Consider the following 14,111-nt stretch of genomic DNA (forward strand, 5'->3'; position numbering starts at 1 on the left):
AGACGATGGGACTGGCTCCAACTGATCGTTGGCTTGAACAAGATGAAGGCGATCCGCTCCGTGTTTGCGCCCGGCTGGCGCCGTTTTTTGCCGATGCACCAGCGCGCGCCATTCATCGTTATTTATGCTTATATGGCATGTATCGAAGCGCCCGGCAGGCCGTTCGCCTTTTGCCGGAGATGAAGGCAAAAGGCCTTTGGGAGCGGCTTGCCCGCTTATATGACGAACAGCGGGTGAGATGGAAAGGGCCTGACGTTCCGGTATGTTTGCTGCCGGCCGATGACGAAAACTGGAAGCTTGCGCGCGAGTTTCAAGGAAAAGGCGGGGTGGCGTTTGCCGATAAGCTCGTTTTCTTTTTGCTGCCCGATCATCGCGACGAGGAGGTCGCGGCATTGGTGGCGCATGAGTACAACCATGTTTGCCGGCTGAAGCAGCTGCCGTATGGCGGCAAAGAGGCGACGCTGTTAGATGCGGTGATTATGGAAGGGCTGGCAGAACATGCGGTCGCTGAAACAGTCGGACCGGAACAATGCGCCGACTGGACGTCGTATTATACTGACAGGGAGATCGAGCGGTTTTGGCGCCGCTACATCGCTCCCAATCAAGATGCCGCTGTTTCGCACCCACTCAGCTCCCGCATTTTATACGGCCTTGGGTGGTATCCGAACATGGGCGGCTATGCAGTCGGTTATGCCATCGTCCGCCGCTGTTTGGAGCGGGGGTATTCATTGGCTCAATTGATGGCGATGGAGGCGAAACAAATGGTTGCTTTAGCCGGTCTGGACAGCCGCGGGTAAGGCGGGATGGACCAGGGGCGATGATAGGCATCTTGTCCACCGAACAGGCATATACGTAAAGAAAGGACGTGGACAAGAAGGAAGGGAAGCCCGATGGTCCGCCTGTTTTTTTATTTGGTCGGCTTTGGTTTTTCGGTCGTCGGCGGCATGATGGTGATCGCTTATTTAAACATCATCACCCCAGAGCGCGGTTTTCACGAATACTTGTCTTATATTTCGACAAGGGTGGAATGTTATTTATTCCCTATTGGCCTTCTTTTGATGTGGGGGAGCTTGACGTTTCCAAGCCGCAGCTCCTAGAGGGGAAAAGAGGACGAAATGGAATAAAATTCTCCCCCTCTGCCTATACTGATGGACAAACACGTCTGGAAGTGAGGGGTCTCGCATGCTTTATCTGCACGACATTTGGGTCAACTGGTTTGAAGGAGAAGAGAACGGATACAACGTCTGCCATTTCCATGAATGGCGCAAGGACGATCAAATCGAGCTGCTTGACCAAGTGCCATTGTTAAAAGTATCTCCGGCCCTGTTTCATTACATTGAAAACAGCTTGTCCGAGCTTCCAAAACCGCTGCTAGACGATGTGCATCAGAAGGCGTATGTCCGCAAAAACCATGAACGCATTCAGCTGGACTATTGTTTCGTTGTCACGGACGGTGCCGGCGTTTTGGCTGTCGATACAATCGGTTATCAAATCCCGATTCGCAAAAGCCGTCTCATTCCGCGTCAGGAACAACTCGTCTACGAAATGGCGGCCGAAGCGGAGGAACGGGACTATCCGCTGCCGAGGTATGAAAAAGAATACCATATTTTATCGCCGGCTCCGGAACTGATGTGCGGACTCACGCGCAAAGAGCGGCAGTTGAAACAGCTGTTGTTTATGGCGCTTGACCAGCTTTATTCGACAAAAAATACGGCCCAGATGCGCTATTGGTATACGGAATGGGCGCCGGAAAAATACGCCGCTATTCAAAAAATGTCTTTTGATGAAGCGTGGGAACAATTGTATAATGAGACGAAATACGGGTGGTCCGAACGGCATGAGCAGCTGTGCGAAAACTTGATCAAAGGGCAGCCATTTTTCGAAAAACTGTGGGAAATGGAGCAAGAACCAAAAGTCAATTAAAAAACGGGCCAAGGCGATAGGCGCCTGCCCGTTTTTGTATGGCTTCGCTCGATGCGGCTATTTACCGCCGCCGCCCGAGCCCCATGGCTTGCTCCATTTTGCGCACCATTTCCGATGCAACCCGATTTGCTTTTTCCGCCCCTTCATCCAACACGCGGTCAAGCTCCTCGCTTTCCATCCAATGGTGATACCGCTCTTGAATCGGTCGAAGCGTTTCGATGACGACTTGAGCGAGGTCGGCTTTGAAGACGCCGTATCCTTTTCCTTCGTATTGCCGCTCCAACTCCTCGATCGATTGACCGGATAGCGTCGAATAAATATTGAGCAAGTTCGAAATGCCTGGCTTCGCTTCTTTGTCGTAGCGAATCGTTCCTTCCGAGTCGGTGACGGCGCTTTTGATCTTCTTCTCGATCGTTTTTGCATCGTCAAGCAGTGTGATGTACGCTTTCGGGTTCGGATCGGATTTGCTCATCTTCTTCGTCGGGTCGACAAGCGACATGATGCGGGCGCCGACTTTCGGAATGCGCGCCTCAGGGATCGTAAACAGCTCGCCGTACCGTTTGTTGAACCGTTCCGCCAGATCGCGCGTCAGCTCGATATGCTGCTTTTGGTCTTCGCCGACCGGGACGATGTCGGTGTTATAAAGCAAAATGTCAGCGGCCATCAGCGGCGGGTACGTGAGCAGTCCGGCGCTGACCGCCTCTTTGCCGGCCGATTTTTCTTTAAATTGCGTCATCCGCTCAAGTTCGCCGATATAAACGATGCACTGCAGCATCCAAGCGGCTTGAGCGTGCGCCGGCACTTCTGACTGGATGAACAACGTCGCTTGCGTCGGGTCGATGCCGACTGCTAAATACAAAGCGGCGAGGCGGCGGATGTTTTGCCGCAGTTCGTGTGGGTCTTGCGGAACGGTAATGGCGTGTTGGTCAACGATGCAAAAATAGCAGTTGTATTCATGCTGCAGCTCGACAAACTGCCGCAGCGCCCCGATGTAGTTGCCAAGGGTGATGACGCCGCTTGGCTGAATGCCGGAAAAAATGGTTTTCATCGATCTTCACTCCCTCAAGCAAAAAATAAAAAAGGCCCTGCCATCCCTCTGATAGGGACGGTAGGACCGCGGTGCCACCCTACTTATTGCGCCGACAAGCGCAATCGCTCAGCCCATGCTTAGCGCATGGCCCCCTGTAACGCGGGGAACGTCCCCGCCTACTGCGTCGCCGGTTCGGCGGGAAGCTCGAAAGCCCATTCCATATGGCTAGCCGCTTGTTCGCACCGTCCACAAGCTCTCTGAAGGCATCGCCATATGTACTTTTCTTTCTCATCGCTCGGTTTATTCGAGATTTGCCTTATATTATACGAAAAACATTCAGCTGTTGCAACCTTATTGCACGGCATATCCGGCGGCAATCATCGCCAGAAACAGAAGCAGACCAGAAAAGAGAAGCGGATACGTGATGGCGAAACGCCGCGGACCGTGCAGCTCATCCGATTCATGTTCTGCTGCCGCTTCCTCAAGATACCGCTCCACCCTCGCGCTGCTTCTGCGCAATCGGCGAAACCCGTATGCGAATCCGCTGAAAAACCCGCGTTCATAAACAAACAAAAGCCCGCCGAGCGACAGAGGCAAAAGGGAGAGCAAAAACGAAACGTTAATAAAAGCCACTATACTCCATGCACCTTGTCCCACGACAATGAGTGAGCTTGCCGCCAGCATCGCAACGACGAGCCATCCAGTCCGCACAGCCGTTTGTTTCATATCGTCTGTTCCCGCCTTTCCCTTCTCACTGCTTATTTTATCATAAATCGTGTGGGCGGGAAGATTGTCAAAATTATCAACAAAATTATATTAAAAAAATCATAGAAGAAATATGGAATTTAAGGAGGGATTTGCTTTGGAGCCGAGGGGAAGGGCAAAAAAATTATATTGTAAGCGTTTTCTTTTTTCTGTAGGCAGAAATTTTTTGTTTACAATTGCGGAAAAAGTCATTACAATGCAAATGTAAATGAATCCGATCCCTATCTTGTTTTTAATTAGTTTGAAATTTTTTTATTTAAGGAAATAAAAAAATCCTTTTCAAATATACTAACACAGGATATAATAAGCGATGTAAGTGCAATCTTCTGAAATCAAATGGTTCAGAAGATTTGTAATACGCTACATAAATTTTTAAGGGGGGTTTTTTAGTGAAGAAGCGATTTTCTTTCTTCCTCGTCCTGCTTCTCGCGCTGTCAACGTTCCTCGCGGCGTGCGGCGGAGGCAAGGACAACAACAACGCTCAAGGCGGCCAGGGAGGCGAAAAGCCGGCGGAGAAAAAGGAGCAGGTGCTGAACTTGCTTGAAAGCCAAGAAATCCCGTCGCTTGATTCGGCGCTCGCTACCGACCAAGTATCGTTTATCGTCTTGAACAACGTCATGGAAGGCCTGTACCGTTTAGGCAAAGACAACAAGCCGGTGCCGGGGATCGCGGAAAGCTATGAAGTGAGCCAAGACGGCAAAACGTATACGTTCAAGCTTCGCAAAGACGCGAAGTGGTCGAACGGCGATCCGGTGACGGCGCACGATTTTGAATTCGCTTGGAAGCGTGTGTTGGATCCGAAAACGAAATCGGAATATGCGTACATTATGTACGACATTAAAAACGCCGAAGAAGCCAACACAGGCAAGGTGCCGCTTGACCAAGTCGGCGTCAAAGCCCTTGATGACTACACCTTGAAAGTCGAGCTGAAAAACCCAGTTCCGTATTTCGTCGGCTTGACAGCGTTTGGCACGTTTATGCCGCAAAACGAGAAATTCGTGAAAGCGCAAGGCGACAAATACGGCTTGGAAGCCAACACGACGCTGTACAACGGCCCGTTCGTGTTGAGCGAGTGGAAGCACGAACAAGGTTGGGTATATACGAAAAACCCGAACTACTGGGACAAAGACAACGTCAAGCTGGAAAAAGTCAATGTGAAAGTCGTCAAAGACACGGCACCGGCCGTCAACTTGTATGAAACAAAACAAGCGGACCGCGTCGGCTTGACGGCGGAGTTCGTCGACAAGTACAAAAACGACAAAAACTTCCATACGAAATTGGATCCGTCGCTTTACTGGCTGCGCATGAACACGAAAAAAGAACCGTTGAACAACGTCAACGCCCGCAAAGCGATCGCGATGGCAATCGACACGCAAGCGATGGTCGATACGCTCTTGAACAACGGTTCGATTCCGGCGAAGTTCACTGTTCCGAAAGACTTCGTCACCGGTCCGGATGGCAAAGACTTCCGCGATGTGAATGGCGATTTGGTCAATTACAATCCGGATGAAGCGAAAAAACTATGGGAACAAGCGAAAAAAGAACTAGGCAAAGACAAATTTACGCTTGAACTGCTGAACTATGACACCGACAACGCGAAGAAAATCGGCGAGTACGTCAAAGCGCAGCTTGAGCAAAACTTGCCGGGCTTGACGGTCAACATTAAACAGCAGCCGTTCGCGCAAAAACTGAAGCTCGAAAGCAACATGCAATATGATTTGTCGTTCTCCGGCTGGGGTCCGGACTATCAAGACCCGATGACGTTCCTGCAACTTTGGACGTCGACAAGCCCGCACAACGAAACAGGCTGGTCGAATCCTGAGTACGACAAGCTGATCAAAGACGCGCAAACGACGCTGGCCAACGATCAGCAAGCTCGTTGGGATGCGATGCTGAAAGCAGAAAAAATCGTCTTTGAAGGAATGCCGATCGCTCCGCTGTACCAACGCGGCGCTGCGTATTTGCAACGCGAATACGTCAAAGATTTCGTCACGCACACGTTTGGCGCCGACTACAGCTTGAAATGGGCGTATGTTGAGTAACCGTTCTCTTGAGAGATGCGGAGGAGAGTATATGCATAGGCATATACTCTCCTTTTGCCTGCCAAGGCGAAAAATGTCGAAAAACAACGAAGATTATAAGAAAAGCAGAGGAGGTGCGGTCATGGCGCGGTATACGCTTCAGCGGTTCGTTTATATGATCATCACGTTGTTTATCATTGCGACGTTGACGTTCTTTTTAATGAAGCTGTTGCCTGGTTCGCCGCTTCAGAACCAAGAGAAATTAACGCCGGAACAGAAGGCGCTTATTTTAAAAGAGTACGGATTGGATAAGCCCGTGCCTGTTCAATACATTCAATATTTAGGGAATTTGTTGAAAGGAGACTTGGGGGTATCGTTCCAATATGACAACCGCCCCGTGACAGAGCTCATCAGCGATCGAATCGGCCCGTCGGCCCAGCTCGGGTTTCAGGCGATTGTGTTTGGGACGATCGTTGGGTTGATTCTCGGAATTGTCGCGGCGATTCGACATAATCATTGGGAAGATTACACCGCTACGGTCATTGCGGTGTTGGGCGCCTCGATCCCGTCGTTTGTGTTAGGGGGGTTTTTGCAATATTTTATCGCTGTGAAACTGCAATGGCTTCCGGTCGCCTTTTGGGAAGGCTTCAAATATACGATTCTCCCGACATTGGCGCTGTCTGTCGGGGTCATCGCCAGCATCGCCCGCTTTATGCGCACGGAAATGCTGGAAGTGTTAAGCTCTGACTACATTTTGACGGCTCGGGCGAAAGGGATCAGCCAGGCGGGGGTTATCATCAAGCATGCCATCCGCAACTCGCTTATCCCCGTCATTACCATTTTAGGACCGATGACCGTCAATTTAATGACAGGAACGCTTGTCATTGAGAAACTGTTTGCGGTCCCTGGTCTTGGAGAGCAGTTTGTCCGCTCGATTGAACTGAACGATTACCCGGTTATTATGGGAACGACGTTGTTTTATTCCGCCTTGTTGATTTTGGCCGTCTTTATCGTTGATGTGTTGTACGGGGTTGTCGACCCACGCATCCGGTTAGCGGGAGGGAAAAAATGATGGCGAAACAACAATACGAACAACTTTCACCGGAATGGTTTCAGCCCGCCCCGCCGAACGTCGGTGAGCAGGAAAAAATCAATCGTCCAAGCTTGACGTTTTGGCAGGATGCTTGGCTTCGCCTTCGGGAAAACAAGGCAGCGATCGTCGGGCTCGTGATGATTATCATTTTGACGCTCATGGCGATCATCGCCCCGATGGCGAGCGACCGGACGTATAAAGATCAAAACTTGCGGCATGCGAAACTTCCGCCGAAAATCCCGGTGCTCGAGCATGTTCATTGGCTTCCGTTTGACGGCCGGGATGCGAACGGCGTTGATGTGTATAAACAGCGCGGCGTGAAAGAGTACTATTGGTTTGGCACGGATGACTTAGGACGCGACTTGTGGGTGAGAACGTGGTATGGCACGCGCATCTCACTTTACATTGGTTTGCTGGCGGCGTTGATCGACTTATTGATCGGGATTGCGTACGGCGGCATTTCCGGCTACTATGGCGGCCGCGTCGACAATGTGATGCAGAGGATCATCGAAATTTTAAACGGCATCCCGTATTTAATTATGGTCATTTTGTTCATTTTGATTTTTGAGCCTGGAATCATTTCCATCACGTTGGCGATGGTCATTACCGGTTGGACGACGATGGCGCGGATCGTGCGCGGACAAGTGTTGAAATTAAAGAACATGGAATACGTGCTGGCGGCAAGGACGCTCGGAGCGCCGACATCACGGCTCATTTTCAAACATTTGATCCCGAACGTCATCGGCCCGATCATTATTACGACGATGTTCACGATTCCATCGGCCATCTTTACCGAAGCGTTTTTGAGCTTTATCGGCCTTGGCATCCGTCCGCCGGAAGCGTCGCTTGGCTCGCTTGTCAATGACGGATACAAATCGATCCAAACATATCCGCATTTAATGATTATTCCGGCCGTTGTCATCAGCTTGCTCATTTTAAGCTTCAACTTGGTGGCAGACGGAATCCGCGATGCACTTGACCCGAAAATGCGCAAATAACCGACGGAAGGGGTGAAACCGATGGAGAAAATTTTGCAGGTGAACGATTTGCATATTTCCTTTGACATCCACGCCGGTGAAGTGCAGGCGGTTCGCGGCGTCACGTTCGACTTGTATAAGGGAGAAACGCTGGCGATCGTCGGCGAGTCAGGGTCTGGGAAATCAGTGACTTCAAAAGCGTTGATGCGCCTGTTGCCGACACCGCCGAGCCGGATTAAGCAAGGGGAAATTTTATTTGAAGGAAAAGACTTGACCAAGCTGTCGGAGAAAGAAATGCAATCGATCCGCGGTGCGAAAATTTCAATGATTTTCCAAGATCCGATGACGTCGCTCAATCCGACGATGACGATTGGGAAACAAATTATGGAAGCGATTTTAAAGCATCAAAAGCTGTCGAAAGAGGAAGCGCGCAAACGGGCGATTGAACTATTGCAGCTGGTCGGCATTAAAAACGCCGAGCTGCGCATGAAGCAATACCCGCACCAATTTTCCGGCGGGATGCGCCAGCGTGTTGTCATCGCCATCGCCTTGGCGTGCAATCCGAAAATTTTGATCGCCGATGAACCGACGACAGCGCTTGATGTGACGATTCAGGCGCAAATTTTGGAGCTCATGAAAGACATTCAGAAAAAGCTCGGCATGTCGATTATTTTCATCACCCATGATTTAGGGGTTGTCGCCAACATGGCCGACCGAGTGGCCGTGATGTATGCCGGGAAAATCGTGGAGATCGGCACGGTGGATGAAATTTTTTACAATCCGAAACATCCGTACACGTGGGGATTGCTGGCCTCGATGCCGAGCCTTGATCATAAAGATACGGAGCTGTATTCGATCCCGGGTTCGCCGCCGGATTTGTTAAATCCGCCAAAAGGCGATGCGTTTGCGCCGCGCAATCCGTATGCGCTCAAAATTGATTACGAGCTCGAGCCGCCGATGTTCCAAGTGTCTGATACGCACTATGCGGCGACATGGCTCTTGCATGAAATGGCGCCGAAAGTGGAACCGCCGGCGATCGTGCGCGAGCGGATGAAACGGTTTGCTGACATCGTCGCCCGGAAAGGAGGAAAACCGCGTGGCTAGACAAAAGCTGCTTGAAGTGAAAAACTTAAAACAATACTTCCCAGCCGGCCGCGGCGAGGTCGTCAAAGCGGTCGACGGCGTCACCTTTGACATTTATAAAGGTGAAACGTTCGGCCTTGTCGGCGAGTCGGGCTGCGGCAAGTCGACAACGGGGCGGACGATCATTCGGCTCTATGAGGCGACAGACGGGGAAGTGCTGTTTAACGGGGTCAATGTGCACGGCAAAAAATCAAAAAAAGAGCTGAAAGAGTTAAACCGAAAAATGCAAATGATTTTCCAAGATCCGTATGCGTCGTTGAATCCGCGGATGACGGTCGCGGACATTATCGCTGAGGGCATCGACATCCATGGGCTGGCGAAAACGAAAGAAGAACGGATGCAACGCGTGTATGAATTGCTTGAGACGGTTGGTTTGAACCGCGAGCATGCGAGCCGCTACCCGCATGAGTTTTCCGGCGGTCAGCGCCAGCGGATCGGCATCGCCCGGGCGTTGGCGGTCGAACCGGAATTCATCATCGCCGATGAGCCGATTTCGGCGCTTGACGTTTCCATTCAGGCGCAAGTCGTCAACTTGCTGAAGCGCCTGCAGCGTGAAAAAGGGTTGACGTACTTGTTTATTGCCCATGACTTGTCGATGGTCAAATACATCAGCGACCGGATCGGCGTCATGTATTTCGGGAAAATGGTCGAGCTCGCTGAATCGGAAGAGCTGTACCGCAATCCGATCCACCCATACACGAAGGCGCTCTTGTCGGCCATTCCGCTTCCTGATCCGGAAACAGAGCGGACGCGCAAGCGGATCGTTTACGATCCGGCGCAACATGGCTACAAAGATGGAGAGGAACTTGAATTCCGTGAAATTACGCCTGGCCATTTTGTGCTTTGTTCAGAGGAAGAGTATAAGCGGTATCGGGCGATGTATGCCTAGCAGAATAGAAAAGAGCGCCGCTCCTTCATCGCCGCATGATGCGAACGGTGAAAGAGGCGGCGCCCACCTATGCGCCTGTCTTGGCGCGTTATTTTTTTCCTCCGACGACTTTCCATCCTTGTTGGATGCGGCGAGAGGCCTCGACATGCTTTCCACTTTTGTTTCGGCCGAACATCCGCTCTCCGATCGTGTTGCTGATGTTCCCCATCAATGCGGTGAGGACGACGATCAATGCCGAAGCAATGGCAAAGTCGATGAAATAGCCGGCCATCGGTTCTTCCTCCCTTTTCCTTTTCTACTTTGATTGTAGAGGATTTGCCTTCACTTTGGAAGAGGAAAGAAAGAAAATTGCATTTATCATCGAAAAACTATATCTTTCTTGGCCGATGTATTGTATAATATATCATGTTAAAGTCATTTCAATTTGCAAACGATTGGCAAAGCGGCTGATCGCCAGACTGGCGTCCAGGCCGTGTCGCTATGCTGTCAGACGTCAAACCGGCATAGCGGTGCACGTCTGTCGTCTGACGGACGAGGGAAGCAAGGGATTCCTTGTCAAAAGGAGTGATCGAAGTGGTCAAGCTATACACATCACCGAGCTGCACGTCATGCCGGAAGGCGAAGGCGTGGCTCGAGAAGCACAATATTCCTTATGTCGAGCGCAATATTTTCTCCGAGCCGCTCACGGTCGAGGAGATTAAAGAGATTTTGCGGATGACGGAAACGGGGACGGATGAGATCATTTCCACTCGTTCGAAAGTATTCCAGAAGCTGAATATTAACTTGGAAGCTCTGCCGCTGCAAGATTTGTACGAACTCATTCAAAAAAACCCAGGCATTTTGCGCCGGCCGATCATCATTGATGAAAAGCGGCTTCAAGTCGGCTACAACGAAGATGAAATCCGCCGCTTTCTGCCGCGCAAAGTGCGGGCGTATCAGCTTCGTGAAGCGCAGCGGCTGGTGAACGGGTAATAAAAAAACTTCTACATGGTCTGCCATGTAGAAGTTTTTTATCATTTGCTTTATGCGGCGCGCGACCGGCGGTGGGCCGCCAAGCCGAGCAAAACGGCAAGAACGGCCGCCGCCATTGGAAACAGCGCCTCCCCATTCGGGGGGTAAAACGGGCGCAACCGCTCTTCGGCAGCGATCATCTTTCCAGCGGTGTACGCCAAGAGGGCGCCGCCGGCATAAATGAGAATCGGGAACCGTTCCATGGCATAAAGGATGATTTTGCTGCCTAAAATGATGATAGGAACGGAACAGAGAAAACCGAACACAACAAGTCCGATATGGCCTTGAGCCGCTCCAGCGATGGCGATGACGTTGTCAAGACCCATGGCGACATCGGCGGCGACGATCGTCTGGATGGCTTTCCAAAGCGACGGTTCGGCTTTGATCATAGTCGGTTTTTCGTCTTTTTGCCCGATCAGTTTCAAGGCGATCCAAAAGAGGACGACGCCTCCAGCGAGCTGCAAGAACGGAATCGTCAACAGCCAAACGACGGCCACCGTCAAGACAATGCGAACAGCGATCGCCAGCGCGGTGCCGACAATGATGGCCACATTCCGCTTTTGTTCCGGCAAGTTGCGGCTTGCTAGCGCAATGACAACCGCATTGTCCCCGCCAAGAATGACATCAATGCCGATAATCAGCAAGATGGAAACGATGTATTCATCCACCATAGGCGTCCCTCATTCCGTCCGTGTTCATCATCATTATAGTAGGGCATGGCCGGTTTCATAACCAATTTTTAAAAATGCGTTTTTTTATTTCCCTTCTTTCGCTTTTTATCATAAAATAAAAGTACAAGATCATAAGTTTTGATTTAAATAGTTTCAGGGGCACAATCCCTTCCTTTTTTATTTCTCTGTTTTAGAAGGGAGAGTTGAGAAATGGAAATCGAACGCATCAATGAACATACGGTGAAGTTCTACATTTCCTATGTTGATATAGAGGAGCGCGGCTTTGACCGCGAGGAAATTTGGTACAATCGGGAACGAAGCGAAGAATTATTTTGGGAAATGATGGATGAAGTTCATGGGGAAAGCGATTTTTCGCTCGATGGTCCGCTTTGGATCCAAGTGCAGGCGCTCGAAAAAGGGCTTGAAGTCGTCGTGACGAAAGCGCAGTTGTCCAAAGACGGAAGCAAGCTCGAGCTGCCGCTTCCAGAAGAGAAATGGCGCGAGTTTTCGCTGTCAGCTGATGAAAAGGTGGAATCGCTGTTCGGCCACCATTTCCACTTTGGTCAAAACGGGGACGCCGAGGAGAGAGAAGAGCAAGATGTCCTTCAATTCACCCTTTCGTTCCAAGATATCGAGGATGTCATTTCCTTGGCCCATCGCGCTGACTTCTCTCGATTGTCGAACCGCCTGTTCCAATTTGAAGGCCGCTATTACTTGTTCGTGGAGTTTGACGAGCGCTACACCGAGCAGGAAGTGGACAATATGCTCAGCCTTCTGTTGGAATACGGAAGCGATTCCCAGCTGACGATTTATCGACTTGAAGAATACGGGACTGAAATTATGGGCGACAATGCACTCGAAACGATCAAAACGTATTTTCCAGCCTCATAATGTTTCCATTCCGCCGATTTCGCCGCCAGAAATCGGCGTTTTCTACGTTAGCGGAAGAAAAACGGCCATCATGAAGAGCCGGGTGGAGGGGTTTTGTTGCGAAACACATCGAGAGTGGCGATTCTCGTCGTCATTGTCGGCGCGTTGCTGGCATTGACGAACGGGTTTTGGGAAGGGAAGCTGCTTGGTCTTTTCAGCGTATTGATGTCTTGTTCCGTCATCTTTATTGCGCTGGTCATTTCTCTTGAGAATCGAAAGCCGGCGCAGACGATCGCTTGGCTGGCGGTGTTGGGGAGCTTTCCGATTGTCGGCTTTTTGTTTTATTTATTGTTCGGACGCAACTATTGGCAACAACGGCGCTATAAAAAGAAAGCCGATTTTGATGAGGCGGTGCTGCTCAAGTTTCAAGAGCCGTCGCCGATTGCCGTCGAGCGGCTGCCGATGGCGCCCCATCAGCGTCCGCTTTTGCGCCTTGCTTATCGCATTGGCCAGCATCCGGTTTCACTCGCCTCGCAGACGGCAGTGTTGACGAACGGAGAGGAGACATTTTCTTCTATTTTTGCTGAACTGGAAAAAGCGGAACACCATATTCATTTAGAATATTATATCGTCCGTCATGATGAAATCGGCCAACAGTTGAAGCGCGTCTTGATGGAAAAGGCGCGCCAAGGGGTGCGCGTCCGTTTTTTGTACGACGCCGTTGGAAGTTGGAAGTTGTCAAACGCCTATATCGAGGAGCTGCGCGCGGCTGGAGTCGAGATGATCCCGTTTTCACCAGTGCGCCTCCCGTTTTTAAGCAACCAAATCAATTTCCGCAATCACCGAAAGATCATTGTCATCGATGGAGGCGTCGGCTTTGTCGGCGGGCTGAACATCGGAGATGAGTATTTAGGAAAAAACAAATATTTCGGATTTTGGCGCGATACGCACTTATTGATCCGCGGTGAGGCGGTTCGGACGCTCCAGCTCATTTTTTTGCAAGATTGGTATTACATGACGGGAGAACGCTTGTTGACGCCGGACTATTTGTCACCGCCGCTCATCGTCGAGGAAGGGCAAGGCGGGGTGCAGCTCATTGCCGGCGGTCCGGACCAAAAGTGGGAAGTGATCAAACAGCTGTATTTTGCCATGATTACGTCGGCCAAACGGTCGATTTGGGTTGCCTCGCCGTACTTTGTGCCGGATGAAGACATTTTGACGGCGCTCAAAGTGGCGGCGTTAAGCGGCATCGATGTTCGCCTGCTGGCGCCAAAGCGTCCGGATAAAAAAATTGTCTTTTACGCTTCGCGCTCGTATTTTCCCGAGCTGCTCGAGGCTGGGGTGAAAATTTACGAGTATGAGAAAGGGTTTTTACACAGCAAAGTCATCGTCGTCGATGGCGAGCTCGCCTCGATCGGCACGGCGAACATGGATATGCGCAGTTTCCATTTAAACTTTGAAGTGAACGCCTTTTTGTATTATACCGACAGCATTCATAAACTCGTCCGCGATTTTTTGGAAGATTTTCGCCACGCTTCCATGATCGACTACGAACAGTTTCAACAGCGCCCGTTCCGGGTGCGTATCGCTGAATCGGTCTCCCGGCTGTTGTCGCCTCTGTTGTAACCAACCGCTTGTAAACGCCAGTCCGCCGAATCGGCGGACTTTTTTCGGCGCAGTTTGGCTTTGGGCAGGAAAACCGGCGATGGTCAACGAAT

General features: G+C 50.8%; 15 protein-coding genes and 1 other annotated feature. Of the genes, 11 read left to right on the forward strand and 4 right to left on the reverse strand.

Annotated elements, in window-relative coordinates:
- Positions 1-5 precede the first annotated feature (5 nt).
- The 3 genes from A0V43_RS01450 to A0V43_RS01460 all read left to right on the forward strand — a co-directional run bounded on the left by A0V43_RS01450 (position 6) and on the right by A0V43_RS01460 (position 1,923).
- The gene (locus A0V43_RS01450) at positions 6-797 is read left to right on the forward strand and encodes a DUF2268 domain-containing putative Zn-dependent protease (protein WP_063192211.1); all 792 of its coding nucleotides are present in this window, start codon (positions 6-8) and stop codon (positions 795-797) included.
- Between the two features lie 93 nt (positions 798-890).
- Positions 891-1,097, forward strand: a complete 207-nt coding sequence (locus A0V43_RS01455; protein ID WP_015374150.1) for a YuzI family membrane protein — start codon at positions 891-893, stop codon at positions 1,095-1,097.
- 85 nt (positions 1,098-1,182) lie between these two features.
- Positions 1,183-1,923 carry a YjbA family protein gene (locus tag A0V43_RS01460; protein WP_015374151.1) on the forward strand — a complete coding sequence of 247 codons (741 nt, stop codon included), beginning with the start codon at positions 1,183-1,185 and terminating at the stop codon, positions 1,921-1,923.
- 61 nt (positions 1,924-1,984) lie between these two features.
- On the opposite strand, the gene trpS is transcribed toward A0V43_RS01460, so the two are convergent.
- Positions 1,985-2,971: a tryptophan--tRNA ligase gene (trpS, locus tag A0V43_RS01465; RefSeq protein WP_063192212.1), complete on the reverse strand. Its 987-nt coding sequence runs from the start codon at positions 2,969-2,971 to the stop codon at positions 1,985-1,987.
- Between the two features lie 50 nt (positions 2,972-3,021).
- Positions 3,022-3,254: a binding site (T-box leader), on the reverse strand.
- A 50-nt stretch (positions 3,255-3,304) separates the two neighbouring features.
- Entirely contained in the window at positions 3,305-3,679 is a 375-nt protein-coding gene (locus A0V43_RS01470) for a DUF3899 domain-containing protein (protein ID WP_063192213.1), read from the reverse strand.
- A gap of 428 nt (positions 3,680-4,107) precedes the next feature.
- Here A0V43_RS01470 and A0V43_RS01475 point away from each other — a divergent pair, with 428 nt between their 5' ends.
- The 5 genes from A0V43_RS01475 to A0V43_RS01495 all read left to right on the forward strand — a co-directional run bounded on the left by A0V43_RS01475 (position 4,108) and on the right by A0V43_RS01495 (position 9,841).
- The gene (locus A0V43_RS01475; RefSeq protein ID WP_063192214.1) at positions 4,108-5,760 is read left to right on the forward strand and encodes a peptide ABC transporter substrate-binding protein; all 1,653 of its coding nucleotides are present in this window, start codon (positions 4,108-4,110) and stop codon (positions 5,758-5,760) included.
- A gap of 121 nt (positions 5,761-5,881) precedes the next feature.
- A complete protein-coding gene (gene opp3b / locus A0V43_RS01480) occupies positions 5,882-6,811 on the forward strand; it encodes an oligopeptide ABC transporter permease (protein WP_011230313.1) in 930 nt (309 codons plus the stop codon).
- A complete protein-coding gene (gene opp3C, locus A0V43_RS01485; protein WP_013146073.1) occupies positions 6,808-7,830 on the forward strand; it encodes an oligopeptide ABC transporter permease in 1,023 nt (340 codons plus the stop codon). Before opp3b ends, opp3C begins: the two co-directional genes overlap by 4 nt.
- Before the next feature lie 21 nt (positions 7,831-7,851).
- Complete coding sequence (locus A0V43_RS01490; RefSeq protein ID WP_063192215.1) at positions 7,852-8,913, forward strand: ABC transporter ATP-binding protein; 1,062 nt, start codon at positions 7,852-7,854, stop codon at positions 8,911-8,913.
- Entirely contained in the window at positions 8,906-9,841 is a 936-nt protein-coding gene (locus A0V43_RS01495) for an ABC transporter ATP-binding protein (RefSeq protein WP_013523169.1), read from the forward strand. The genes A0V43_RS01490 and A0V43_RS01495 overlap by 8 nt, the downstream gene beginning before the upstream one ends.
- A gap of 88 nt (positions 9,842-9,929) precedes the next feature.
- On the opposite strand, the gene A0V43_RS01500 is transcribed toward A0V43_RS01495, so the two are convergent.
- On the reverse strand, positions 9,930-10,112 hold the full coding sequence (locus A0V43_RS01500) for a hypothetical protein (protein ID WP_011230317.1): 183 nt from the start codon (positions 10,110-10,112) through the stop codon (positions 9,930-9,932).
- A gap of 302 nt (positions 10,113-10,414) precedes the next feature.
- On the opposite strand from A0V43_RS01500, the gene spxA reads away from it, so the two are divergent.
- Positions 10,415-10,813 (forward strand): transcriptional regulator SpxA, encoded by a 399-nt coding sequence (spxA, locus tag A0V43_RS01505; RefSeq protein ID WP_011230318.1) that lies wholly within the window; start codon positions 10,415-10,417, stop codon positions 10,811-10,813.
- A 50-nt stretch (positions 10,814-10,863) separates the two neighbouring features.
- Here spxA and A0V43_RS01510 read toward each other — a convergent pair whose 3' ends face one another.
- The gene (locus A0V43_RS01510) at positions 10,864-11,523 is read right to left on the reverse strand and encodes a TerC family protein (RefSeq protein ID WP_014195176.1); all 660 of its coding nucleotides are present in this window, start codon (positions 11,521-11,523) and stop codon (positions 10,864-10,866) included.
- A gap of 210 nt (positions 11,524-11,733) precedes the next feature.
- Here A0V43_RS01510 and mecA point away from each other — a divergent pair, with 210 nt between their 5' ends.
- Together mecA and cls are read left to right on the forward strand one after the other, a co-directional pair.
- Positions 11,734-12,414: an adaptor protein MecA gene (gene mecA, locus A0V43_RS01515; protein WP_020753707.1), complete on the forward strand. Its 681-nt coding sequence runs from the start codon at positions 11,734-11,736 to the stop codon at positions 12,412-12,414.
- A gap of 96 nt (positions 12,415-12,510) precedes the next feature.
- Positions 12,511-14,019, forward strand: a complete 1,509-nt coding sequence (gene cls / locus A0V43_RS01520; protein ID WP_011230321.1) for a cardiolipin synthase — start codon at positions 12,511-12,513, stop codon at positions 14,017-14,019.
- Positions 14,020-14,111 lie beyond the last annotated feature (92 nt).

It is taken from the genome of Geobacillus sp. JS12, from assembly GCF_001592395.1.
Classification (GTDB): Bacteria; Bacillota; Bacilli; order Bacillales; family Anoxybacillaceae; genus Geobacillus; species Geobacillus zalihae.

Coding starts and splice junctions, on each gene's coding strand:
- A0V43_RS01450 (WP_063192211.1), top strand. CDS start 6: ATGGGACTGGCTCCAACTGATCGTTGGCTTGAACAAGATGAAGGCGAT.
- A0V43_RS01455 (WP_015374150.1), top strand. CDS start 891: ATGGTCCGCCTGTTTTTTTATTTGGTCGGCTTTGGTTTTTCGGTCGTC.
- A0V43_RS01460 (WP_015374151.1), top strand. CDS start 1,183: ATGCTTTATCTGCACGACATTTGGGTCAACTGGTTTGAAGGAGAAGAG.
- trpS (WP_063192212.1), bottom strand. CDS start 2,971: ATGAAAACCATTTTTTCCGGCATTCAGCCAAGCGGCGTCATCACCCTT.
- A0V43_RS01470 (WP_063192213.1), bottom strand. CDS start 3,679: ATGAAACAAACGGCTGTGCGGACTGGATGGCTCGTCGTTGCGATGCTG.
- opp3b (WP_011230313.1), top strand. CDS start 5,882: ATGGCGCGGTATACGCTTCAGCGGTTCGTTTATATGATCATCACGTTG.
- opp3C (WP_013146073.1), top strand. CDS start 6,808: ATGATGGCGAAACAACAATACGAACAACTTTCACCGGAATGGTTTCAG.
- A0V43_RS01490 (WP_063192215.1), top strand. CDS start 7,852: ATGGAGAAAATTTTGCAGGTGAACGATTTGCATATTTCCTTTGACATC.
- A0V43_RS01500 (WP_011230317.1), bottom strand. CDS start 10,112: ATGGCCGGCTATTTCATCGACTTTGCCATTGCTTCGGCATTGATCGTC.
- A0V43_RS01510 (WP_014195176.1), bottom strand. CDS start 11,523: ATGGTGGATGAATACATCGTTTCCATCTTGCTGATTATCGGCATTGAT.
- mecA (WP_020753707.1), top strand. CDS start 11,734: ATGGAAATCGAACGCATCAATGAACATACGGTGAAGTTCTACATTTCC.